Here is a 22,981-nt window from a genome sequence, read left to right on the forward strand (position 1 = left end):
TCCGAGCCATGTGCATGCTCAACCGCGTGCAACTCCATCGAAGAACTCTGCCACAACTCCAACTGGCTGTCATCGGACCCACGTCATCACAAAGGTGTCTCGTCGATCACGGTTGGTCTGCCCCGGTGCGGGGAACCCCAAAAAAGTCTCGATCGTGTCAGAACAAAGGAGTAAGCTCACCGATGGACCAGGCACCCGCAGTCGCCGTCCCGCACCCACCCAGTGATGCTCACACGCAAGGCGAGGACCCCCATGCTCAGACGCACCCTCATCACCTATCTGCGCCCCTACTGGCGCCTCGTCGCGGGGGTGCTGTTTTTCCAGTTCCTCTCCGCTATGGCCACGCTCTACCTGCCTTCCCTGAACGCCAACATTGTGGACAACGGTGTTGCGTTGGGAGACACCGCCTACATTTGGCGCACCGGTTCCCTCATGCTCGCCATCTCCTTTGGGCAGATCACGTGCTCCATCATCGCGATGTATCTCGCCGCGAAAGCCGCGATGCGGCTTGGTCGGGACATCCGCAACGATGTCTTCCACCGTGTGGTCGGATTCTCCGAACGGGAAGTCACCCACTTTGGTGCCGGGTCACTCATTACCCGAAACACCAATGACGTCCAGCAAGTACAAATGCTCGCGATGATGACCGCAACATTCCTGGTCACCGCTCCGATGCTTGCCCTGGGTGGCATCATTATGGCGTTGCGTCAGGATGTGGGGTTGTCCTGGCTTATTGCGGTTTCTGTCCCGGTGCTGCTCACCATCGCGATCGTGATTATCTCCCGTATGGTTCCTCTGTTCCGCAGCTTCCAGGGCAAACTCGACACCATCAACCGCATCATGCGTGAACAACTCACCGGAATCCGAGTGATCCGTGCGTTTGTGCGTGAACCTGTCGAAAAAGATCGATTCAATGATGCCAACACTGACATTATGGTCGTGGGGCGGAAAATTGGGTCGCTGTTCGTGCTTCTCTTCCCGCTGGCCATGCTCGTCCTCAACGTCACAGTCGTGGGGGTCGTGTGGTTTGGGGCTCTCGAGGTTGACAACGGGACCGTGCAAATCGGAACGCTGTTTGCCTTCATGCAATACATCATGACCATTCTCATGGGCGTTCTCATGGCCACGTTCATGACCATGATGATCCCGCGAGCAGCGGTCTCCGCCGAACGCATCAACGAGGTACTCGCAACGTCAAGCACCGTCACCCGGCCTGACCAGGGCATCACCGAGTTCCCGGACCGCGGTGCCATCACCCTCACAGACGTCGAGTTCGCTTACCCCGGTGCCGACCACCCGATCGTGACGAACATTAACGTCCACGTGAACAAGGGCGAGACCCTGGCCATTGTGGGGTCCACGGGGGCCGGGAAAACCACCCTCATCTCGTTGTTGCCCCGCCTGTTTGATGTCACCGGTGGCAGCGTGCAACTCCACGGTGTAGACGTGCGCGATGCCGACATAGACGCCCTGTGGAACACCATCGGGCTTGTTCCCCAAAAACCCTTCCTCTTCTCCGGCACAATCGCCAGCAACCTTCGTTTTGGTCGCGACAATGCCACAGACGAGGAACTGTGGGAGGCACTCACGATTGCACAAGCTGCTGACTTCGTTCGGGAGAAAGACAACGAACTCGACTCCCACATCGCCCAGGGGGGAACCAACGTGTCCGGCGGGCAACGTCAACGTCTGGCCATCGCCCGGGCGATCATTCACCAACCCGACATCCTCATTTTCGACGACTCCTTCTCCGCGCTCGACCTCACCACCGACGCCAACCTACGGGCCGCACTATGGAGCGCTCTGCCAGATGTCACCAAAGTGGTTGTTGCTCAACGGGTCTCCACCATCACCCAGGCAGACACCATTATCGTCCTGGATGACGGCACCATCGTGGGCACAGGCACTCACGAGGAATTGCTTGCCACCTGCACGACCTACCAAGAAATCGTGGAATCACAGCAAGGCGCGGAGGCTACCCGATGAGTACAACAGAGCCGATCGACCCCACCAACGACGACGCACAAGCAGAACAGGCGCGCATCGCTGCTGACGACTGGGGTGGGGGCGTGGCCCCAGGGAAACCCGCGAACTTTGGGAAGAGTTTCGCACGACTCATTGGTCTGCTGCGCCCCTACGCGTGGGCGTTCATCGGGGTGTCCCTCCTTGGCGCCATCGGTGTGGTGTTGTCTGTTCTCACCCCACGCGTGCTGGGAAACGCCACAAACGTGGTGTTTGAAGGGTTCGTGTCCCGGCAACTGCCTAGCGGTGCCACGAAAGACCAAGTCGTTGAAGGCTTGCGTACCCAAGGGCAAGACGATTTTGCCAATGTTGTGTCTGCCATGGACATCATTCCTGGTCAAGGTATTGATTTCACGCGCCTTGGAGAGCTCATCGTTCTCGCACTGGGGTTGTATGTCGTGGCGGCACTGCTCATGTGGATTCAAGGATATGTCATCAACGTCATCATGGTTCGAACCATGTGGCGGTTACGGCGAGATGTAGAAAACAAGATCCACCGGCTCCCCTTATCCTACTTTGACCAGGTGCAACGTGGAGAACTGATCTCGCGGGTGACCAACGACATCGACAACATCACCCAAATGATGCAACAGTCACTGTCCACGGTGGTGACCTCAGTGCTCACGGTTCTTGGCGTGGTCATCATGATGCTGACCATCTCGTGGCAGCTCACCCTGGTTGCCCTGGTGTCGCTCCCGCTGATGGCGATCATCTTCGGGGTCATCGGGCCACGATCACAAAAAGCCTTCTCCACCCAGTGGCGCAAAGTAGGCCGCCTGAACGCCCGAGTTGAGGAATCGTTTTCTGGTCATGCACTGATGAAGGTCTATGGGCGCGAACGTGCCAGCGTTGAGGCGTTCCGCGCCGAGAACGAGGAATTGTATGAGGCCTCGTTCAAAGCGCAGTTCCTTGCCAACACGATGATGCCGTCGATGATGTTCATTGGGAACCTCACTTACGTGGGTATTGCCGTCATGGGTGGTGTCGCTGTGGCTAGTGGGCAAATGCGGTTGGGGGATGTGCAGGCGTTTATTCAGTATTCCCAGCAGTTCACTCAGCCATTGTCTGAGTTGGGTGGGATGGCCGCGGTCATTCAGTCAGGCACTGCGTCAGCCGAGCGAGTGTTCGCTCTCCTTGATGTCGAGGAGGAAAGTGAGGAACCCGCCGATGCGCCTGCTCCCGCCCACGGGGATGGCACCATTGAGTTTGACCACGTCGCGTTTTCGTACCGACCTGATCAGCCGTTGATTGAGGACTTGTCATTTACTGTCGCACCAGGGCAGACCGTGGCTATTGTCGGGCCAACCGGTGCAGGCAAGACGACGCTCGTGAACCTCATCATGCGGTTCTATGAACTCGATGGTGGCCGTATTGTCATCAACGGTCAGGATATTGCTGAGCTCACCCGCCATGATGTGCGGGCTACTACCGGAATGGTGTTGCAGGACCCGTGGTTGTTTGCTGGCACAATCCGGGAAAACATTCGCTATGGCAAAGCGACCGCTTCTGATGAGGACATTGTTGCGGCTGCAAAAGCCACCTATGTGGACCGGTTCGTGCACTCGTTGCCTGATGGGTACGACACCGAACTTGATGAAGACGCATCGAACTTGTCGGCAGGGGAGCGCCAGCTCATCACCATTGCTCGTGCCTTTGTGTCGCAACCTTCCGTGCTCATCCTTGATGAGGCGACGTCGTCGGTGGACACTCGCACTGAACTGCTCCTCCAGCACGCGATGGCGGCATTACGCCAGGGGCGGACATCCTTTGTCATTGCCCACCGGTTATCCACGATTCGTGATGCTGACATGATCCTTGTGATGGAGCATGGGCGGATTGTAGAGAAGGGAAACCACGAGGAACTGATTGCTCGCGAGGGGGCGTATTACCGCCTCTATCAGTCACAATTCGCGCAGGCTGCGGTCAGCGACGACGCCGAAACATTGGCGTGAATGGTGCGGCTGGGTGCCACGCAGCGAGCGTGGTGCCCAGCCGTTGTCATGTCTGGGAATAGAACATCGATTCTCAAAGTTGAGTGAGATAGACTCAAGTTTGATGCTTAGGACTTGCATGACAGCCCAAACAAGAGCAAACTTGAGTGCGGACGACTCAAGAATTGGTTGCTCGGGCGGTCGGTCACGAACCCGCCTCCCACGACGCAACACCTCACCCAGAAGGAAGGGATCCTCATGGCCCGTGCAGTAGGAATTGACCTCGGAACCACAAACTCCTGCGTTGCTGTCCTTGAAGGTGGCGAACCCACCGTCATCGCCAACGCAGAAGGTATGCGCACCACCCCATCGGTTGTTGCATTCTCCAAAACCGGTGAAGTACTTGTCGGTGAAATCGCCAAGCGTCAAGCAGTCACCAACGTTGACCGCACCATCTCCTCCGTCAAGCGCCACATGGGCACCGACTGGAGTCAAGAGATCGACGACAAACAGTACACCGCGCAGGAAATCTCTGCCCGTATCCTTGGCAAGCTCAAGCGAGACGCTGAAGAATACCTCGGCGAACCTGTCACCGACGCTGTGATCACCGTTCCTGCGTACTTCAACGACGCAGAACGTCAAGCAACCAAAGATGCCGGACAAATCGCAGGCCTCAACGTTCTGCGCATCGTCAACGAGCCCACCGCCGCAGCACTGGCCTACGGTCTGGAAAAGGGCAAAGAAGACGAACTCATCCTCGTGTTCGACCTTGGTGGGGGAACCTTCGACGTCTCGCTGCTTGAAGTAGGAAAAGACGAAGACGACTTCTCTACCATCCAGGTGCGCGCCACCTCCGGTGACAACCGCCTCGGTGGAGACGACTGGGACAAAGCCATCGTTGACTACCTCATCAAAGAGGTCAAGAAAACAGACGGCGTTGACCTGTCCAAAGACAAGATCGCGCTCCAGCGCCTGCGTGAAGCTGCAGAACAAGCCAAAAAGGAACTGTCCTCTGCAACGTCAACCAACATCTCCATGCAGTACCTGTCCATGAGCGAGAATGGCCCCATCCACCTCGACACCAAGCTCACCCGAGCCCAGTTCGAGCAGATGACCGACGACCTCCTCAAGCGGACGGAAGCACCCTTCCGCGCTGTCATCCGAGATGCAGGCATCTCCGTCAACGACATCGACCACATCGTGCTTGTTGGTGGCTCCACCCGTATGCCAGCCGTAACCGAGAAGGTCAAAGAACTCACCGGCGGAAAAGAACCCAACAAGGGTGTCAACCCAGACGAGGTTGTTGCCGTGGGTGCAGCCTTCCAAGCTGGTGTGCTCAAGGGTGAACGTAAAGACGTCCTCCTCATTGACGTGACCCCACTGTCCCTCGGGATTGAAACCAAGGGTGGCGTCATGACCAAGCTCATCGAGCGCAACACGGCGATCCCCACCAAGCGCAGCGAAATTTTCTCCACCGCAGAAGACAACCAGCCTTCCGTGCTCATCCAAGTCTTCCAAGGTGAACGTGAATTCGCCCGCGACAACAAGCCACTGGGCACCTTTGAACTCACCGGCATCGCCCCAGCACCACGCGGAATGCCACAAGTCGAGGTCACCTTCGACATCGACGCTAACGGTATCGTCCACGTGTCCGCGAAAGACAAGGGCACCGGCAAGGAACAATCCATGACCATCACCGGTGGGTCCTCCCTTCCCAAGGAAGACATCGACCGGATGGTGCGCGAAGCCGAAGAACACGCCGCCGAAGACAAGAAGCGCCGTGAAGACGCTGAAACCCGCAACCAGGCAGAGTCCTTCGCCTACTCGGTGGAAAAGCTCCTCAAAGAAAACGACGAGAAGCTCAGCGACGACGTCAAGACCACAGTCTCCAGCGACGTTGACGCCCTGAAGAAGGCGCTCGAAGGCGACGACATCGACGACATCAAGGCAAAGAACGAAGCACTTGTTGCGTCCTCGCAAAAGATCGGCGAAGCCCTGTACGCACAGGAGCAAGCCGCAGCAGCAGACGGCGACGCACCTGCAGACGCAAGCAGCGCATCGGCAGACGAGGACGTTGTGGACGCAGAAATCGTCGACGAGGAGGATGACAAGAAGTGACCAACGAGAACCCACAGCCTGACGCCAACACGCCAGCCGAAGGGGACGACTCAATCGAACACCTCGACTTTGAGCCAACCACCAGTGCACGCAGTGATGCACCGCAAGGAGACGAGAACGCTCGCGCGGACCTGGACAGTGAGGACGACCAAGTCCTCACCGACCTCGACAAAGCGCAAGCAGAAGCAGCCTCCCACCTCGCGGACCTGCAACGCCTGAACGCTGAATACGTCAACTACACCAAACGTGCCAAGCGGGAACAGGAAGCAGCACGATCACGGGCCACGGAAGACGTGCTCACTGCACTGCTTCCCGTCCTTGACGACATCACACGGGCACGGGCCGCCGGTGACCTCACCGGCCCCTTCCAGGCCATCGCTGACAAGCTGGAAGGGGTTCTCACCCGCTACGGTGTCACCTCGTACGGAGAAGTGGGCGAAGACTTTGATCCCACAATCCACGAAGCGCTCATGCACCAAACCTCCGCAGAGGCCACAACCACCACGGTGACACACGTCATCGAAGTGGGGTACCGCATCGACGAACGGGTTGTGCGGGCTGCCCGAGTCGCGGTGACCGGTCCAGAAGACGCGTGACACTCACGCACACGACCAGCGCGGGCGTCATCATCGACGCCCGCGCTTGGTCCACCACACACCATCGAAAGGAGACGCCATGACAGGGCAAGACTGGCTGGAAAAGGACTTCTACGCCGTTCTCGGCGTCTCAAAAGACGCGAGCGACGCAGACATCAAAAAGGCCTACCGGAAACTCGCACGCAAATACCACCCCGACCACAACCAAGGGGACACCGCCGCAGAATCCCGATTCAAAGAAATTGGGGAAGCCTACGCTGTGCTGTCCGATGCGCAACAACGCCAACAGTACGATGCGATCCGATCCATGGGTGGCGGCGGTCGATTCACTGGCGGCGCCGGTGGCGGGTTCGAAGACGTCTTCTCCTCCATGTTCGGTCATGGCCAAGGCTACGGACCTGGAGCAGGGACACGAGGGCAGCGCTCCGACGCCGACTTCGACGACATCCTCTCTGGCTTGTTCGGTGGCGGATTCGGTGGCGGACAAACCAGTACCGGACCAGGATTTGGCACCGGATTCCGCCCCAACACCACAAGCCCAGGACAAGACATTAACGCGACCACGAAGATGCCGTTCCGAAGCGCGGTGACCGGTACCGAAGTGAACCTCACCGTCGAAGGGCGAAGCGTCAAAGCACGCATCCCCGCCGGGGTCAAAGACGGACAAAAAATCCGGATCCCCGGGAAAGGACGCCCCTCACCCAACGGTGGGAAACCAGGAAACCTTGTCCTCACCGTCGCAGTGGAACCCCACCCCGTGTTCACCATGGACGGTCTCAACCTGCGCATGACACTGCCGGTGTCCTTCGCAGAAGCCGCACTGGGAGCCCAAGTGGACGTCCCCACCTTTGATGGGTCCACTGTGCGCATGAAACTTGCCGAAGGAACCCAAAACGGTAAAGTGATGCGCATCAAAGGGCGAGGCGTGGCAACGACGAAAGGAACCGGCGACCTCCTGGTCACCGTCACCGTGGTCGTTCCCCAAAACCTGTCCAAAAAAGCACGCGCCGCAGTCGAAGCCTTCCAAGAGGCCACCTCAGGTGAAGACCCCAGGCGCGACCTACTGGCCGCAGCAAAGGAGTGATGCACCGTGCGAGTTCGGGCTGTCTTTGACGACGACTACCGGGAAGACGAACCCGTGTATGTCATCTCCCGTGCAGCCGAACTCGCCGGTATGCACCCCCAAACACTGCGCCAATACGACCGGCTCGGGCTCGTGTCACCGCGGCGCGCCCGCGGTCGGGGGCGCCGCTACTCCCAGCGCGATATCCAACGGTTGGTGAAAATATCTGAGCTCTCCGCAGAGGAAGGCATCAACCTCGCCGGGATTCGCCGCATCCTTGACCTTGAAGAATACGTGCGAGCACTCGAAGAGAAAGTCGAGCTGCTCCACGCACAGGTCAATCCTGGTTCTCGAATCTTCACCGCAGGACGTGAAGGTGACGTTGTGAAAATGCGGGGCTTCTCCCTGCGTGAAGCCCGCCTCGCAGCGCAACGCGCCGCCGCTCGCGCCGCCCACCGGGCAGCCGAACGACGCCACGTACGGCGCGAAATTGAATACCGGGTGACACGAGTGACCCCACTGCAGATCACCGCGCATCGCGAAGACAGCCCCGACCACCCGCGGGACTAACCGACAACTACGAGCGGTTGGCCACCTCACGAATAATGCTTTGAGCAGTGGCCAAAAGGTCGCGCTCCTCATGAGGAACATCAGGACGCATGGCACGGAATGTGGACGCTGCATCCAGGTAGTCGAGGTAGCCGGTCCCAAAACCCTGGTGTAACCGGTGCAAATAGACCTGCGCACCATGCTGGAGCTCGTGCTCCTCGCTTGCTAAGATCCCCACCGCGAGTGCCGTTGACGCTTGGTCAAGTTCTGGGGGACCTACCCGGATGCATTCCCAGCTGATGGGGACTGCATCATGTTCGGTGAGGATGATGTTTGCCGGGTGAAGGTCCATATGCAGGATTGCAAGGTGTTGTGGATTGGTCAGTGCTCCCACGATGGGGTCATCCAGTGCTGCCTGCCGCAGCTCATCAGGAACTGGCATGGTGTGGAGTTGTTTCATAAGGGCCACGTTGAGGTAGGCGCCGTCGTCAATGGAGGTTTCGCCGCTGACTAATGCTTGGAAGAGGGTAGGGCCGTGAACCCGTTCCATGATGAGTGTGTTGCCGACGGTGTCGTAGATTCGGGGTGCTGGGAAGCCGGAACTGACGATGTGTGTGATCAGCTCCAGCCGTTCGTATCGTTCGATCGGCATGGTGAGAACCCGGGCAACATACGCGTCATTGATCGCGTAGGTGCGCCCTAATCGGGTTTCGCTGAGCACGTGTGCTTCTGTGAATTCGGGCAGGTCATCGCCCGGTTTCCAGTTGTGTGTGTCCACGGTGAACTCCAAGTGTCATTCGCCCTTCCACACTATCGTGACGTGCGTGCGTTGTCCTGCTGATCTTTTGTCTGTGGTGGGGAGTACTAACCAGCGCAAAAACAATAACGCAACAATTGGGTAGTGAAATTAAATAAAAGTAAGGAAGGCCTTCCTTTCTTACATTATTGTTTTTGCCGCGCTATTCTTCTTTTCATAGGGCGGCCCATGCGCTCGAAAAGACACACACTAGAGCGTCCACCTCAGACGCAGTACACTCACGCAAGGGGCAACACCATGGCAGCAGATATGGAACTCGCGCACGTCACCGAATGTAACGTCGTTGGATGCGGCTACAACCACGACGGATGTCACGCATCAGCAATCACGGTGGGAGGGCACGGCGTGAACGCGAAATGTGCCACCTTCATCCCGCTGGGCACCAAAGGTGGACTCGACCGGGTTATCACCACGGTTGGGGCTTGCCAACGCGGAGATTGTGTTCACAACGACTCTCTCGAGTGCGTTGCTGACTCCGTGCGTGTGGGAGCGGCCTCAGAATCGAACGTTGCTGGGTGCCTCACCTACCAGGTGCGTTCAGCCTAACCGTGCTTACCCGCGGACGCCGGATACCGGGATCACATCGACCTGCGACGTGAACTCGAACTTGTATCCGGCCCCGCGCACGGTAATGATGTGATCTTCCAGGCCCAACTTGTCGCGCAAGCGCCGCACATGGACATCGATAGTGCGCGAATCGCTGGGAACATCGGTGCGCCACACAGAAGCAAACAATTCTTGCCGGGAAATAACCGACCCTGCACGCGTCACCAAATGTGCGAGCAGTTCGAATTCTTTGTACGTCAATTTCTGCACGACTTGATCCACCACAACCCGCCGGTGATGTAAATCAATAATGACCCGCGGATGAAATATTGCGTCAATTTCTGGGAAATCCGGATGATCGGTCACCGGTGGAATCCAGGCGGCCGAACTTGGTGACGCAGCCGACGGTTCATCGGTAATCTGGGCGAGTTGCTCCTCAAACTCCCGTAACCGTGCCACCTGCTCATCGCGAGGCACAAGACGCGAGGACCGGTGGGCGAGCGTGCGGTTTGGGGTCGAACGACGCGGGGTTACCGGGTTATCCCACGACCGCTGCACCCGAGCGCTCACACCAGTGGGAGAACCAGCGTCAGACCTTGTGGTCGAAGCCACCCGCGCTCCAGTTCCATTGTCAGGGTGCTGCCCACCTGACAATGCGGCAGACGGTGCGTACGACGCCTGCACCTGCGGGGCGCCAACAGGGTCACCCAGGCGCGCATCGGGAGTCACAGTAGCCGAATACACCGACTGATCATGACTGACCGATACCGTTGTGCGGGTACGGCCCGCAGCAAGTAACTCCCGAGCAAATTGATCAATACGCTCAGCGAACCGGGTCACATCCTGCGGTGACACATCCTCGGAATCAAAAGCATCAATCGTCACTGACAGGCGAACACCGGCATCGGGGCGCTCAGAAACAGGCGGAGCAGGGCGGTGAAAAGTTGGGGCGGACATGCGCTCTCCATATGCGTGAGAAACCGCTCAAAGCGGAATAAGTCAAGAAGGCTGAAACGTGCGAACTGAATCGGCGATAACGCAACACAGGGGGTTCAGTCAGTTCTGACAACAACACGCACACAAACACATGGGCATACCACACAGCGCCGACGTGGCGGACTGAGGCAATGTCATGTGTCGCATGGTTAATACGGTGACACTATTTCCACGATTCGGGAAGGGTGAGAATCGCATATCTCACATCGTGAACTCATGTAACGCACTGTGAGGTGGCGCAACAGCACAGTCACACCACCTCACACAAAAACCACCACACTGTTTAATCAACGATGCCGTACAACCTGTCACCCGCATCGCCAAGCCCAGGCACAATGTACGCCTGCTCATTCAACCGTTCATCAACAGCCGCAACCACCACATTCACATCAAGACGGTCGCCCACATGCTCCTCAACCACCTTGATGCCCTCAGGTGCAGCAATCAAACACACCGCAGTGACATCCTTCGCCCCGCGCTCAAACAGAAAATCAATAGCCGCAACCAACGTGTTGCCCGTCGCCAACATCGGGTCCAACAAGAAACACTGGCGGCCCGTCAAATCATCAGGAAGCCGGTTCGCATACGTCGCAACCTCAAGAGTCTCCTCATTGCGTTGCATCCCCAAAAAACCCACCTCAGCAGTGGGAACCAACCGAGTCATCCCCTCCAACATGCCCAAACCGGCACGCAAAATCGGGACCACAAGCGGCTGAGGATCAGCGATCTTCACCCCCACCGTGTCAGTCACCGGAGTCGAAATCGGATGCTCAGTTGTCCGCACATCACGGGTAGCCTCATAAGCGAGGAGCGTGACAAGTTCATCAACAAGCTGCCGAAACGTCGGCGACGCTGTTTCCTTATTCCGAAGAACAGCAAGCTTATGGGAAATCAATGGGTGATCAGCTACGTGCAAGCGCATACACCAACCGTACCTGGTTCTACCACCAATGCCGCACATCGACAGTCCTACACTGCTATGGGACACACCCAACAGGCACAATAGAACAGTGACCACACCCACCTGGACCCAACACATGGACGACGCCCTCACCGAAGCACGCCGAGCCCTACGCCTCCACGGGCCACCCGACGTCCCCATCGGCGCAGTCATCATCGACGCCCACGGTCACACCATCGCCGCAGCCCACAACGAACGCGAACTCACCCAAGACCCCACCGCCCACGCCGAAATCCTCGCGATCAGGAAAGCCGCAACCCACCTTGGCACCTGGCGACTGGACCAATGCACCCTCGTGGTCACCCTCGAACCATGCGCCATGTGTGCAGGTGCCATCGTCCTCGCACGAATCCCCCGCATCGTCATCGGTGCCTGGGACCCCAAAGCAGGAGCCACCGGCTCCGTCTTCGACATCGTGCGCGCCCCCCAACTGAACCACTTCGTCGAAGTGATCCCCGGAATCCGGGCCGCCGACAGTGCAACACTCCTCACCGAATTCTTTGCCACCCACCGCGACACAACCACCCCCACCACACCCTAAACGTGGCCAACACCACCTAACCAACCGATGCGCGGATTTCAGCATCACCACACGGTCAGGTACTCTTGTACCCGAGGTAGCGTGTCCGAGCGGCCGAAGGTACAGCACTCGAAATGCTGTGTGGGGGAGACTCCACCGTGGGTTCAAATCCCACCGCTACCGCCAGTTGACGAAGGGCCCCGATCTGATGATCGGGGCCCTTCGTGCGTGATCACGCTGGACTGCGCAACTCGCCAGTTCCTGGGCGGCGATTTGTCGCACGGATCTGCTTTATGCCGCCTTCTACGACCAGGCGGCTAGCTTTCTTGCTGTGACTGTTTCCATAGGCGCAGGACGAGCTCTTCTTCGAGTTCTTCGGTGCTGTCAGGGGGTGTTGTGTCTCCGTTGCCGCGTACTTCGGTGTGGAGTTGTTCCATGCGCCGGTCGAGTTGTTCGGCGGCGTCCGCGGCGTCACACAGGTCAGCGATGAGGTGGTCGGGGACTGCGCCGTTGTATTTGTAGTAAATCTTGTGTTCGAGGCTGGCCCAGAAGTCCATGGCGATGGTACGGATTTGTACTTCGACAGTGACGGGGACTGGCCCGGTGGAGAGGAACACGGGGATATCGATGATGGCATGCAGGCTTTTGTACCCGTTGGGTTTGGGGTTGGCAATGTAGTCCTTGATTTCGCGGACTTTCACGTCTGTTTGTGAGGTGAGGGTGTCAAGGATGCGGTAGGTGTCGGCGATGAAGCTGCAGGTGATGCGTACCCCGGCGATGTCGGTGAGGTGGGTGCGTATCGCTTGGGGTGTCCAGTCAATGCCGCGTTTGGTGACTTTATGCAAAATGCTGTCGAGTGATTTCACGCGTGAGGTGACGTGCTCGATGGGGTTGTATTGGTGCAGGTGCAGGAATTCGCGTTGCAGGATGGACACTTTTGTGAGGACTTCATCAACGGCGAATTCGTGTTCCATGTGCAGTCGTGAAAATTCGCGGCGCATGTCGCGGGCGAAGGCGAGGAGTTCCGGGTTGGGGTGCGGGGCAGTGCGTGGGGTGCTGTCTGTCACGGGTGACCTCGGTTTCACGGTGGGTAGGCCGGGTGGGTGTGTGTCGTGTCCCATGGTGGCATGGGCTAAATGGCGCGTGGTGGGCCTTGTGGTGTGAACGGGTGGGGGAGATGAAAAGTGCCCGTGACGGTGGTGTCTGTCACGGGCACTTGTGCGCAGTGGGCGCCACGGATGTGGCTGGGTTAGCGCAGTGTGAAGACTGCCAGTGCTTCGCGGAGGTTTCGTGATTCATCGGCGAGGTGTTGCGCGGAGTCGCGCATGGTCCCGATAACGGCGCTGGAGGCTTGTGCTTCGCTGGCAACACTGTTGATGTTGTCGGCGATTTGGGTGGAGCCGGATGCTGCTTCGGAGACGGACCGGGCCATTTCGTTGGTGGTTGCGGTTTGTTCTTCAACAGCGGAGGCGATGGTGAGTTGGTAGTTGTTGATGTCGTTGATGATGTCAGAGATCCGGGTCATTGCACTGACTGCTTGACCGGTGTCGTCTTGGATCACACCAACTCGGCGTGCAATGTCTTCGGTTGCGCGCGCTGTTTCTTGGGCGAGGTCTTTGACTTCTGATGCGACCACGGCGAACCCTTTCCCGGCGTCTCCGGCTCGGGCGGCTTCGATGGTGGCGTTGAGGGCGAGCAGGTTCGTTTGTTCGGCAATGGACGTGATCGCTTTGACGACGGCCCCAATTTCTTGGCTGGACACCCCGAGTCGGGTGACTGCTTCATTGGTTTCGGCGACCATCCCTGTTGCTTGGTGGGCAACGTTGGCTGCGTCGGTGGCATTTTGGGAGATTTCGCGGATGGATGCTCCCATTTCTTCGGTTCCCGATGCAACGACTTGGATGGATTGGCTGACTTCGTCGGCGGCGCTGGCGACCACCCCGGCTTGGGTGGAGGTTTCTTCCGCTGTTGCGGACACGGAGAGGGTGCCGTCGGTGACGTGTGCTGCGGTGTCTGCGACTCGTTCTGCTGAGGTGAGGACGTTGTGCAGGGTGTGGGACACAGCGTTTTGTGCTTCAGTGAGTGAAGCGGCCATGTCGCCGAGTTCGTCACGTGAGGTGACGTTGGGTGTGTCGGTGAGGTCACCTGCGGCAAACGATGCGAGGGCCCGTTTCACTTCGCTGGCTGCGTGTTTCACTGACCGGCCCACAATGTGGCTGGCTGCGTAGACGAGGACGACACCGATGATGAGGACGATGATGGACGCGATTGTCGCCCTGGTCGCTTCGTTGTCGATGCTCTTTTGGAGGGCTTCGGCTCGGACGTCGAGTTCGTCGTCGAGTTGTGCGGTGAGTTCTGTGATGGCGTAGTAGATCTCGTAGACGGGGCCGACAACATGGGCGTCGCCTTGTTCTTTTGCGTCAGAGGTTCCCGCTTTGTAGAGCGCAACAACTTGATCATCAGCGACAAAGAACTCATCCCATTTGGCCGTGATCTGGTCGTAGATGGCCTTTTCACTGTCTGTCATAGCGTCGGTGTTCACGCTGGTGAGCAGGGTGCGCAGTTGTTCGGCTGAGTCGAGGTACCCTTTGCGGTTTGCTGAGTGGTCAGCCACGGCTTCTGCTGGCCCCAGGGTGCTGGCGTCCCAGGCGTAGGCGGTTTGCCAACCGGTGACGTCGGAGTTGTAGCGGGACACATCGGCGATTTGAAGCCGCAGGTCGGCTAGTTCGTCGGCGTCGTGCATGTTGTTTGTCATGGTGGTGGTGGTGAACCAGGACAAGGCGGCAAGGAGGACAGCAACGGCGATTCCGATCGCTCCGGTTGCCAGGATTTTTGCGTGTAGGCCGATGCGCCTGCCGGTGGGGGTGGGGGACGCCATGATGATCTCCAGGGGGTTAGAGGCGGAACTGGGCGAGTTGTTCGCGGAGTTCACTGGCGAGTTGCGCGAGCTCTTGCGTTGATTGGGTGATTTGGGTGGTCACTTCGCTGGTTGTGCCGGCGACGTTGGCAACGCCATTGATGTTGGTGGTGATTTCTTGTGAGCCTTGCGCGGCTTCGGACACGGATCGTGTCATTTCGTTGGTGGTTGCGGTTTGTTGCTCGACTGCTGAGGAGATCGACAACTGGTAGTCGTTGATTGAGGTGATGATCTCGCTGATTTCGGTGATTGCAGCGACGGCTTCGTCGGTTTGGATTTGGTTCTTTTCGATTTGCCGGGTGATGTCGTCGGCTGCGCGTGCGGATTCTTGGGCGAGGTCTTTGACTTCCGATGCGACCACGGCGAATCCTTTCCCGGCGTCTCCGGCTCGGGCTGCTTCGATGGTGGCGTTGAGGGCGAGCAGGTTGGTTTGCTCGGCAATGGAGGTGATGAGTTTGACGACGGCCCCGATTTCGCGGGCCCCATTTCCTAGTTCGGTGACGGTGCGGGCGGATCGTTCGGAGGCGTCGACCGCACGTGCGGCGACTTCTGCTGCGTTGGCGGCGTTTTGAGCGATTTCGCGGATGGACGCGCTCATTTCTTCCGAGCCGGCTGACACAGTTTGGATGTTGCGGGTCACTTGTTCAGCGGCTGCGGCCACGACACCTGCTTGTGCGGAGGTTTCTTCAGCTCCGGCCGCGACTTGGGTGGACCCAGCGGAGAGCTCTTCGGATGCTGCGGCCAATGTTTGGGAGGATTCGTTGACCACAAGCAGGGTGGAGCGTAGGTTTTGCATGGCAACACCGAGTGCTGAGACCATGCGGCCGAGTTCGTTTTGGTTTTCGGAGCTGGGGATCACGGTCAGGTCACCGCGCGAGAGTGCGTGGACGGACTCTGCTGCGTTGGTGATGGTTTTACGGATTCGGCGTACTCCGTAACTGGTGAGGATCAGCCCGAGGATAACGCCGATGATGATGGTGAGGACCAAGGTGGTTTGGTTGCTTGTCGCGAGGGCTGAACCGGCTTCAAACCGTTCGGTGGCGCTTTCGTCGCGGTCGCGGGACTCTTTGGTCATCAGTTCGTTGACGACGTCAGATGCTGGGTAGAGGATGTTTTCCCAGTAACTGGTGATGGCGCTTTGGTTGACGTTGTCGCTTTGGACTAGTGGTGCGAGCCCGGTGCGAACAAGTTCGTGGAACCTGATGACTTCAGCCTCAATAGCGTCTGCGTCCGCAGGGTTGTCGGTGAGGTTGCGGTAGTCGTCAATGAATCCGAGTGTTTGTTGTTCACGTTCATCAAGTTCAGCGAGTTTGTCGCTGATGTCTTGGCCTTGGTAGGCCAGGAGCGCGAGCGCGCGAACACGGGAGCCTTGGTATTCGCGTTGCATGTCGTACAGGGACACGAAGGGGACGACTTCTCCCTCATACATGTCGTTTTGTCCTTGTGCGAGTGTGCGTGCGGAGCTCGCCCCGACGAGCCCGATAATGAGCGCGATGATGACGACAAATACGGGTGGGATGGATATGGACACTGCGAGGGGGAGGTTGTTGATGAATTGCAGTGCGGACCGCTTGGGTGCGGTCTGATCGCTCAAGGCGGTCGACGAGGACATGTGAGCTCCATGGGGGTGGGTTGTTGCCGGGTGGGGGATGGCAGGCAACCGGTGGGCTGGTACTCCCCCCCTATTCGGTTGAATCGTCAATAATTGCAGGGTTTCTGGGGTGAACTTTTTGTGACACCGGCGTGATTGTGGGGCTCTTCACGGGGTGTTGGTGGGAGGCCGTGGGCATCAGGTGGGGGCTTTTGATACCTGGTCTGGGCATGAGGTGAAATCTTTGGCGAGTACTGCAAGATTGAATGCGTCGGTGACACATGATCTAGTGAAGGGTCGTGTGGCGGTGTTGAAGCCGTTGGATGATTCGTTACCGGCTGAGGGGGAAGGTCGGGTGGGGCGCAGGGGGCTCCACTCGGTTGTTCAGTCAACGGCGGATGGGGCGCGCATCGAGGGGCCTGCTGTCGAGGATTTAACGCTGCGTTGATTCTCGCAGTGTGAGGGTTGTGGGGATTGTGACTGCTTGGGGGGCGGTCTCGGGCTCGGCAATGAGGTCGAGGACGGCTTGTGCGATGCGTTCTTTGTGTGGGTTCACTGAGCTAAGGCGTGGGATGGTGTAGCACCCGTCGGTGATGTCGTCGAAGCCGATGACTTGGACGTCCCCGGGGATGGTGAAGCCTGCGTCCGCTAGTGCTCGCATGGCTCCGATGGCGACGACGTCGGTGACAGCAAAAACAGCGTCGAAGGGTGTGCCGGCGTCGATGAGGGTGGTGATCGCGTGGTATCCGGCTTCAGGACCAACACCGGTTAGTTCGACGATGAGTTCCTCGTTGAGGGGGTGGTTGGTGTCGCAGTGGGCGCTGCGATACCCGTCGGTGCGTCGCCGGGTCATGTCGTTGCGGTCGGGGGAGTGGGAACCACCGAGCATGACAATGCGGGTTGCCCCGTGCGTGAGGAGGTGGGTGACAGCGTTGTGGGCCCCAGCTTCGTTGTCCATGATGACTTGAGGGTGGGCGCCGGGCATGGATTTCTCACCCAGGAGGATGAGCGGGATGGAAAATCCCAGAGATTCCAGGTCGGGTGGGTCAACTCCGAGGACGGACAGGATCACAGCGTCGTAGCGGCGTAGTTGGGCGAATTGGGCGGCTGCGAGTTCGTGTTCTTTGGATCCGCCGGAGCGCTGGATGACAAGGTGTTGGCCTTGGGCGTCGAGCTGGTTGGCGAGGTGGGTGGCAAGTTCCCCGAAGTAGGGGCGGTTGAGTTCGGGGATGACGAACCCGATGGCGTTGGTGCGTCCGGATCGTAGTTGTTGGGCGGTGGGGTTGGCGTGGTATCCCAGTGTGCGTGCTGCGTCAAGGATGCGTTGAGCGGTGCTGGGGGCGACACGTGGTTTGCCGTTGAGGACACCGGACACGGCTGCTTTGGACACACCCGCGACTTCGGCGACGTCGGCGAGGGTGACTGCGGTGCGTGGGCGGCGGTTCACGAGTGCCACTTTACCGTGGTCAGTGGCGGCGTGGTGGTGGTGGCAGCGTTGATGCGCACAGTGAGGGTGCTGGTGGGTTGGGTTGGTATCCGCACGACCTGTGGGTTGCTGGGGTCCACGTAGGTGGCGGGGTCGATGGTGGTGTTGTTGATGGCGCATGTCATCGCGCCGGGCGTTACGCCTTCAAGGAAGGTGAGTTCGAGGGTGCCTGCGACCTGTTCACCGGTGGGGTTGGTCAGGGTGTACCCGAAGTGGCCGGTGGCGGTACGCCACGCTGTTCCCGCGGTTGTGCCTGCACGGGTGTCGTGTCCGGTGAAGTGGTGGTCCACTTCTGGTTGTTGTTCTCCGGCCGCGACGTGGTCAATGAGGCGGGACTGTTCACGGCCCTCCTCCTGGTCAAGAGCAGATAAGCGGTGTGCAAGCACCCCTGCTTCAGACGCGGTGGCGGCGTGGGGGAAGTACAGGGTGTAGCGACTGTCGTGCAAGGTTGCAAAGGGGGTGAGGTCAAGGCCAGCGCCGCGCACCTGGGCTGCTAGGTCCATCGGGTCGGACCCCACAAGAATAGGGGTATCAGACAGGGGGAGGAGATCCCCGGACGCCACATGCCCCATCCGGGCATCATTGGCGATGCGCCCCGGCATCCCAGCAGCGCGTGCCGCTGGGCTGGTGGCCCGAGCGGCAAGAACCCACGGCCCTTTCTGAAATGACACAAATGGGGCGTTGCGTGGCGCTGGTCGTAGGCGAAGGGTTGCAGGTAGTGACACGTCCAGCCGGTCACCTGCACTCCAGACTCGCGTCACGGTCACGTACCCAGAATGCTCCACCCGCGTAGAGATCACAGCGTCATTGACACGAACTGTGACCGGGCCATCAACCCACCCGGGCACCCGCACATGAATCGCAAACTCACCCTCACCCTGACCAACCGCATCGATACCCACAGTGATGCCCGCATCGTCAAGAGTCCACGGCTGCCGCACTCGCACGCCACGGCTGGCCCACTCACCAACCGAAGCAACACCCAGGTGCACGAACAGCCCCGTTGCATCTGGGGAATACACGAGTTCCCCATTTTTCATCAGGTGTTCCATGCCCGTGCCCACACAGCACCAAAAACACTCATGCACCTGCGAATACACTCGATAATGTTGAGGACGAGCAGGCGTGAAATACACAAACCCGCCCTCTGGGTGCACGCTCGACACCACATGGTTCATCAGCGCCACCTCAACAAAATCCACCAGTGGGCGCGGTGACTCACCCAACTCAAGAAGAGCACCAGTCAACCGCAACATATTGTGCGTATTACAGGACTCCGGACCCTGCTCTGACACAAACGGCGCCCACGGGTCGCCAGCACAATGCTCACGAACCGAGTTCCCACCAAAAGACAACGTATGATCACGCACCACCACATCCCACACCCGGCGTGCCGCCACCAGGTACTCACGCCCACCACCAGCCAACGCGACGCGCGCCCACCCCAGCGCCTTCGCGATTTGGGTGTTCGCGTGCAAACCAACAAGAGGATCCTCACCTGCCACCAGCGCATCAAACAGGGCACGGTCAGTGAACCGCTTGGCCATCTCGAGGTAGCGGGCATCACCGGTATGCACAGCCAAATCCGCAAACGCACCATTGATCGCCCCGAATTCAGTGACCAACATCGCCTGAAACTGCTCATCACGCAGTCGTGCGGCAACCCTAAGCCACCAATTTGCCAACCCAACCACCACGTCACGGGCAACTGCCACCCCAGCAACCCAACCCGCATCAACAAGCCCAGCAAACACCTTGTGCAGGTTGTACCACGGCACCCACGCACCATGAAGACCAAAGGAATCCGCGTCAACGTCACCGTTGCCAATCCGCTCCCACAACGCTCGCCCCTGCGGGATACCCCCCACATACCCCGTCCCCACAGCCGCTTGACACTCCTGCACCTGCGCCACCAGCCACTCAAGGCGCTCGCGGGCTTCTGCGGATCGGGGTGTGTGGGTCACGCTTGCGTACGCCAACGCAGACAACACGTGGCCAAGGGTGTGGCCGTCAAGACCAGAGTTCTCCCAATTCCCGTATGACGGGGCCAATAGCGGCAGACCTGACTCTCGCCGGTAGGGGGCAACTAGTCGCTGGGGATCCAGAGCCAGGGTGTAGTCCAGGGCGGTGTTTCGGGTTGAGGCGAGGGGGCCGTCAAGGAGGGTCACGGCGTTGGGCGGGAGCATCAGCATTGATGGGGCCTTCCACAAAACAGGTCGCAAGGGGACTAGACAACCCCATTGTAAATCGATTTACTATGAGGTGTGAAGACCCAAGCAAAGGAGCTGTCATGACCACCTACGTCATCAACCTCGACCTACCCGGGGCCGTCCAATCCCGCCACCTCTACGGGCACTTCGCCGAGCACCTCGGCCGCTGCATTTACGGCGGGTTCTGGGTTGGAGAAGACTCAGACATCCCCAATGAGCGCGGAATCCGCAGTGATGTCGTCGAGGCGCTGCGCGCCCTGAACATCCCCAACCTGCGCTGGCCAGGGGGGTGTTTTGCCGACGAATACCACTGGAAAGACGGCATTGGACCACGCGAACAACGCCCACGCATGGTCAACACCCACTGGGGGAACGTCGAAGAAAACAACCACTTCGGCACCCACGAATTCATGGACCTCGTCGAACTCCTGGGCACCGACGCCTACGTCAACGGCAACGTTGGGTCCGGAACAGTACGCGAAATGAGTGAATGGGTGGAATACCTCACCCGTGACGGTGACTCACCCATGGTGCGCCTGCGAAAAGAAAACGGCCGCGAACAACCGTGGAAGGTTCCCTACTGGGGAATTGGAAACGAAGCCTGGGGGTGCGGGGGCAACATGACCGCTCAAGCCTATGCAGACCTGGCCCGCCAATACGCCACCTTCCTCCGTGACCACGGAGACAACAAGCTTTACCGCATCGCTGCGGGAGCAAACGTGGACGACTTTGGCTGGACTGAAGCGCTCATGAAGTCGGTGGGATGCGTGGGGTGCAACTCTTCGGGTGTGGCAAGCCCTTACCAGGCGATCTCCTTGCACTACTACACGATGTCTGCGGAGTGGGAAAACAAAGGCAAAGCGACCGTTTTCACTGACGACGAATACTACGCGACCATGGCCAACGCGTGGCACATCAACACCCTCCTTAAACGCCACACCACGATCATGGACCACTACGACCCGTGCAAAACCATCGGTCTGGTCCTTGATGAATGGGGCACCTGGTGGCAGGTTGAAGAAGGCACAAACCCTGGTTTCCTCTACCAACAAAACACCATGCGCGATGCCCTTGTTGCCTCAGTGCACTTTGACATCTTTGGCAAGTATGCAGACCGGCTCTTCATGGCGAACATTGCCCAAACCGTGAACGTGCTGCAGGCCATGATTCTCACCGACCCAGACACTGGTGCCCTCGTCCTCACCCCGACCTACCACGTGTTTGAGATGAACACCGCCCACCACGATGCGCATGTGCTTGACGTCGTTGCTAAGGATGCACCTGTTTCGCGGAAAATTGGTGACAAAAAGCTTCCAGCGCTGTCTGCATCAGCATCTACCAAGGACAACAGTGCCCTCATTTCGCTGTCAAACCTTGACCTCGACCATGCGCGCACCATCACCCTTGATCTGCGTGGACGTGAGGTCACTGGGGTGACGGCTCGGATCTTGACTGCACCCGATGTGCGGGACCACAACACCCCTGACGCCCCAGACGCGGTCGCCCCCCGTGAGTGGACCGAGATCTCTCGGGTTGATGGTGGGTTGCAGGTTGAACTTCCCGCCCACTCCTATGTGACAGTGAGCCTCGACCTGGCGTAACAGCCTCCACGAACACAAAGGGGTGTTCACGCAGGTCACCTGCGTGAACACCCCTTTTGTGATGGTTTCGTGTCGTTGAGACAACATAAAATAGGCGGGATCTGACAGTCTGTCAACCCCTTCAGCGATACTTGCTGAGTAAAGTTTCTCGGGTCAGAGTAGAACATGTCCTTCCCACGGCAGCGAGTGACATCCAGCTCGCCCAGCCAAGGGACGATGCAGTGAAAACACCAGTCAGAAGCGGTACTCCCGATCTTGAGAACCAGGAGCAAGGCAGATGTCGGTCATCACAGAAGCGTCACCCCATCACACCACCTCTCCGCACCACGTTGAGGATGTTGCTTGGACACTGGCAATGCTCACCGACCAGGGGCCAGCATTTGCCAACAGCTACACCGAACTCATGGACGCGCTCATCCCGAACTACCAATGGCTAGACGCGAAGGCCGCCCGCAAGGCGCGGCTTACCTACCAAACTGATCTGCTGGTCCGCGATGCGCGCGCAGGGAGCATCGACATCAGCGACGATCAGTCCTTCTTGTGCTCACTGAACGAATTGGGACTCGTTCACCTCATTGCCTGGGTTCAATAGCTGATACTCAGGACGTCACAGGTTCCACACCCAGCTCACCAAGGAGGGTGAGGATCCGCTGACGGATCTCGTCACGGATGGGTCGCACCGACTCGATGCCCTGGCCCGCTGGGTCCTCTAGCTTCCAATCCTCGTAGCGTTTCCCCGGGAAAATAGGGCACGCATCACCGCACCCCATGGTAATCACCACATCGGACGCCTGAACAGCGTCCGTGGTCAGAACCTTTGGTTGTTCAGCGGTGATGTCAATGCCCACCTCGTTCATCGCATCGACAGCAACAGGGTTGATCTGGTTCGCTGGTGCGGAACCGGCAGACCGAACCTCCACGTTGTCGCCACCCAAGTGACGCAGAAAACCAGCGGCCATCTGGGAGCGGCCAGCATTGTGAACACAGACAAAAAGCACTGATGGGCGAGCGGTCATGACAAGATCCTTTCGTGTGCGGGCGCCTGAATGTGTCCACA

20 protein-coding genes and 1 tRNA gene are annotated in these 22,981 nt (G+C 58.8%); 12 read left to right on the forward strand and 9 right to left on the reverse strand.

The genetic code is table 11. From position 1 onward, the window contains the following. The first annotated feature begins 252 nt into the window (after positions 1 to 252). From JDEN_RS01735 to JDEN_RS14030, 6 genes are all read left to right on the forward strand, one after another. Positions 253 to 1,986 carry an ABC transporter ATP-binding protein gene (locus JDEN_RS01735; protein ID WP_015770645.1) on the forward strand — a complete coding sequence of 578 codons (1,734 nt, stop codon included), beginning with the start codon at positions 253 to 255 and terminating at the stop codon, positions 1,984 to 1,986. Continuing rightward, the gene (locus JDEN_RS01740; RefSeq protein ID WP_015770646.1) at positions 1,983 to 3,974 is read left to right on the forward strand and encodes an ABC transporter ATP-binding protein; all 1,992 of its coding nucleotides are present in this window, start codon (positions 1,983 to 1,985) and stop codon (positions 3,972 to 3,974) included. Before JDEN_RS01735 ends, JDEN_RS01740 begins: the two co-directional genes overlap by 4 nt. Positions 3,975 to 4,211: 237 nt before the next feature. Next, on the forward strand, positions 4,212 to 6,071 hold the full coding sequence (gene dnaK / locus JDEN_RS01745) for a molecular chaperone DnaK (RefSeq protein ID WP_015770647.1): 1,860 nt from the start codon (positions 4,212 to 4,214) through the stop codon (positions 6,069 to 6,071). Further along, positions 6,068 to 6,667, forward strand: a complete 600-nt coding sequence (locus JDEN_RS01750; protein WP_015770648.1) for a nucleotide exchange factor GrpE — start codon at positions 6,068 to 6,070, stop codon at positions 6,665 to 6,667. Before dnaK ends, JDEN_RS01750 begins: the two co-directional genes overlap by 4 nt. 79 nt (positions 6,668 to 6,746) lie before the next feature. Beyond that, on the forward strand, positions 6,747 to 7,751 hold the full coding sequence (locus tag JDEN_RS01755; protein ID WP_015770649.1) for a DnaJ C-terminal domain-containing protein: 1,005 nt from the start codon (positions 6,747 to 6,749) through the stop codon (positions 7,749 to 7,751). A 6-nt stretch (positions 7,752 to 7,757) separates the two neighbouring features. Next, the gene (locus JDEN_RS14030; protein WP_015770650.1) at positions 7,758 to 8,300 is read left to right on the forward strand and encodes a heat shock protein transcriptional repressor HspR; all 543 of its coding nucleotides are present in this window, start codon (positions 7,758 to 7,760) and stop codon (positions 8,298 to 8,300) included. Between the two features lie 7 nt (positions 8,301 to 8,307). Here the strand turns inward: JDEN_RS14030 and JDEN_RS12895 are convergent, their stop codons facing one another. Further along, positions 8,308 to 9,057 carry a BUD32 family EKC/KEOPS complex subunit gene (locus JDEN_RS12895; RefSeq protein WP_015770651.1) on the reverse strand — a complete coding sequence of 250 codons (750 nt, stop codon included), beginning with the start codon at positions 9,055 to 9,057 and terminating at the stop codon, positions 8,308 to 8,310. A 276-nt stretch (positions 9,058 to 9,333) separates the two neighbouring features. Between JDEN_RS12895 and JDEN_RS01770 the strand changes: the two genes are divergently transcribed. Beyond that, entirely contained in the window at positions 9,334 to 9,642 is a 309-nt protein-coding gene (locus JDEN_RS01770; RefSeq protein ID WP_015770652.1) for a DUF1540 domain-containing protein, read from the forward strand. 6 nt (positions 9,643 to 9,648) lie between these two features. Here JDEN_RS01770 and JDEN_RS12900 read toward each other — a convergent pair whose 3' ends face one another. Further along, complete coding sequence (locus tag JDEN_RS12900; RefSeq protein ID WP_015770653.1) at positions 9,649 to 10,599, reverse strand: winged helix-turn-helix domain-containing protein; 951 nt, start codon at positions 10,597 to 10,599, stop codon at positions 9,649 to 9,651. A gap of 322 nt (positions 10,600 to 10,921) precedes the next feature. Beyond that, a complete protein-coding gene (gene upp, locus JDEN_RS01780) occupies positions 10,922 to 11,560 on the reverse strand; it encodes a uracil phosphoribosyltransferase (RefSeq protein ID WP_015770654.1) in 639 nt (212 codons plus the stop codon). Positions 11,561 to 11,675: 115 nt separating this feature from the next. On the opposite strand from upp, the gene JDEN_RS01785 reads away from it, so the two are divergent. Both JDEN_RS01785 and JDEN_RS01790 read left to right on the forward strand, forming a co-directional pair. Beyond that, positions 11,676 to 12,140, forward strand: a complete 465-nt coding sequence (locus JDEN_RS01785; RefSeq protein ID WP_015770655.1) for a nucleoside deaminase — start codon at positions 11,676 to 11,678, stop codon at positions 12,138 to 12,140. Between the two features lie 75 nt (positions 12,141 to 12,215). Next, positions 12,216 to 12,305 (forward strand) — tRNA-Ser (locus tag JDEN_RS01790). 131 nt (positions 12,306 to 12,436) lie between these two features. On the opposite strand, the gene JDEN_RS01795 is transcribed toward JDEN_RS01790, so the two are convergent. The 3 genes from JDEN_RS01795 to JDEN_RS01805 all read right to left on the reverse strand — a co-directional run bounded on the left by JDEN_RS01795 (position 12,437) and on the right by JDEN_RS01805 (position 16,648). Continuing rightward, entirely contained in the window at positions 12,437 to 13,186 is a 750-nt protein-coding gene (locus tag JDEN_RS01795) for a GTP pyrophosphokinase (RefSeq protein ID WP_015770656.1), read from the reverse strand. 182 nt (positions 13,187 to 13,368) lie between these two features. Continuing rightward, the gene (locus tag JDEN_RS01800) at positions 13,369 to 14,997 is read right to left on the reverse strand and encodes a methyl-accepting chemotaxis protein (RefSeq protein WP_015770657.1); all 1,629 of its coding nucleotides are present in this window, start codon (positions 14,995 to 14,997) and stop codon (positions 13,369 to 13,371) included. 16 nt (positions 14,998 to 15,013) lie between these two features. Next, positions 15,014 to 16,648 carry a methyl-accepting chemotaxis protein gene (locus JDEN_RS01805; protein WP_015770658.1) on the reverse strand — a complete coding sequence of 545 codons (1,635 nt, stop codon included), beginning with the start codon at positions 16,646 to 16,648 and terminating at the stop codon, positions 15,014 to 15,016. Between the two features lie 253 nt (positions 16,649 to 16,901). Between JDEN_RS01805 and JDEN_RS13775 the strand changes: the two genes are divergently transcribed. Further along, positions 16,902 to 17,075: a hypothetical protein gene (locus JDEN_RS13775; protein WP_169304088.1), complete on the forward strand. Its 174-nt coding sequence runs from the start codon at positions 16,902 to 16,904 to the stop codon at positions 17,073 to 17,075. Here the strand turns inward: JDEN_RS13775 and JDEN_RS01810 are convergent. After that, positions 17,061 to 18,074, reverse strand: a complete 1,014-nt coding sequence (locus JDEN_RS01810) for a LacI family DNA-binding transcriptional regulator (protein WP_015770660.1) — start codon at positions 18,072 to 18,074, stop codon at positions 17,061 to 17,063. The two genes, JDEN_RS13775 and JDEN_RS01810, sit on opposite strands and share 15 nt — an antisense overlap. Continuing rightward, positions 18,071 to 20,305, reverse strand: coding sequence for a glycoside hydrolase family 127 protein (locus tag JDEN_RS01815; RefSeq protein WP_015770661.1), 2,235 nt, complete (start codon positions 20,303 to 20,305; stop codon positions 18,071 to 18,073). Before JDEN_RS01815 ends, JDEN_RS01810 begins: the two co-directional genes overlap by 4 nt. Before the next feature lie 98 nt (positions 20,306 to 20,403). Between JDEN_RS01815 and JDEN_RS01820 the strand changes: the two genes are divergently transcribed. After that, the gene (locus tag JDEN_RS01820; RefSeq protein ID WP_015770662.1) at positions 20,404 to 21,924 is read left to right on the forward strand and encodes an alpha-N-arabinofuranosidase; all 1,521 of its coding nucleotides are present in this window, start codon (positions 20,404 to 20,406) and stop codon (positions 21,922 to 21,924) included. A 277-nt stretch (positions 21,925 to 22,201) separates the two neighbouring features. After that, entirely contained in the window at positions 22,202 to 22,516 is a 315-nt protein-coding gene (locus tag JDEN_RS01825; RefSeq protein WP_015770663.1) for a hypothetical protein, read from the forward strand. Between the two features lie 7 nt (positions 22,517 to 22,523). Here JDEN_RS01825 and JDEN_RS01830 read toward each other — a convergent pair whose 3' ends face one another. Then, the gene (locus JDEN_RS01830) at positions 22,524 to 22,940 is read right to left on the reverse strand and encodes an arsenate reductase ArsC (RefSeq protein ID WP_015770664.1); all 417 of its coding nucleotides are present in this window, start codon (positions 22,938 to 22,940) and stop codon (positions 22,524 to 22,526) included. Between the last annotated feature and the right edge of the window lie 41 nt (positions 22,941 to 22,981).

It is taken from the genome of Jonesia denitrificans DSM 20603 (assembly GCF_000024065.1).
Classification (GTDB): Bacteria; Actinomycetota; Actinomycetes; order Actinomycetales; family Cellulomonadaceae; genus Jonesia; species Jonesia denitrificans.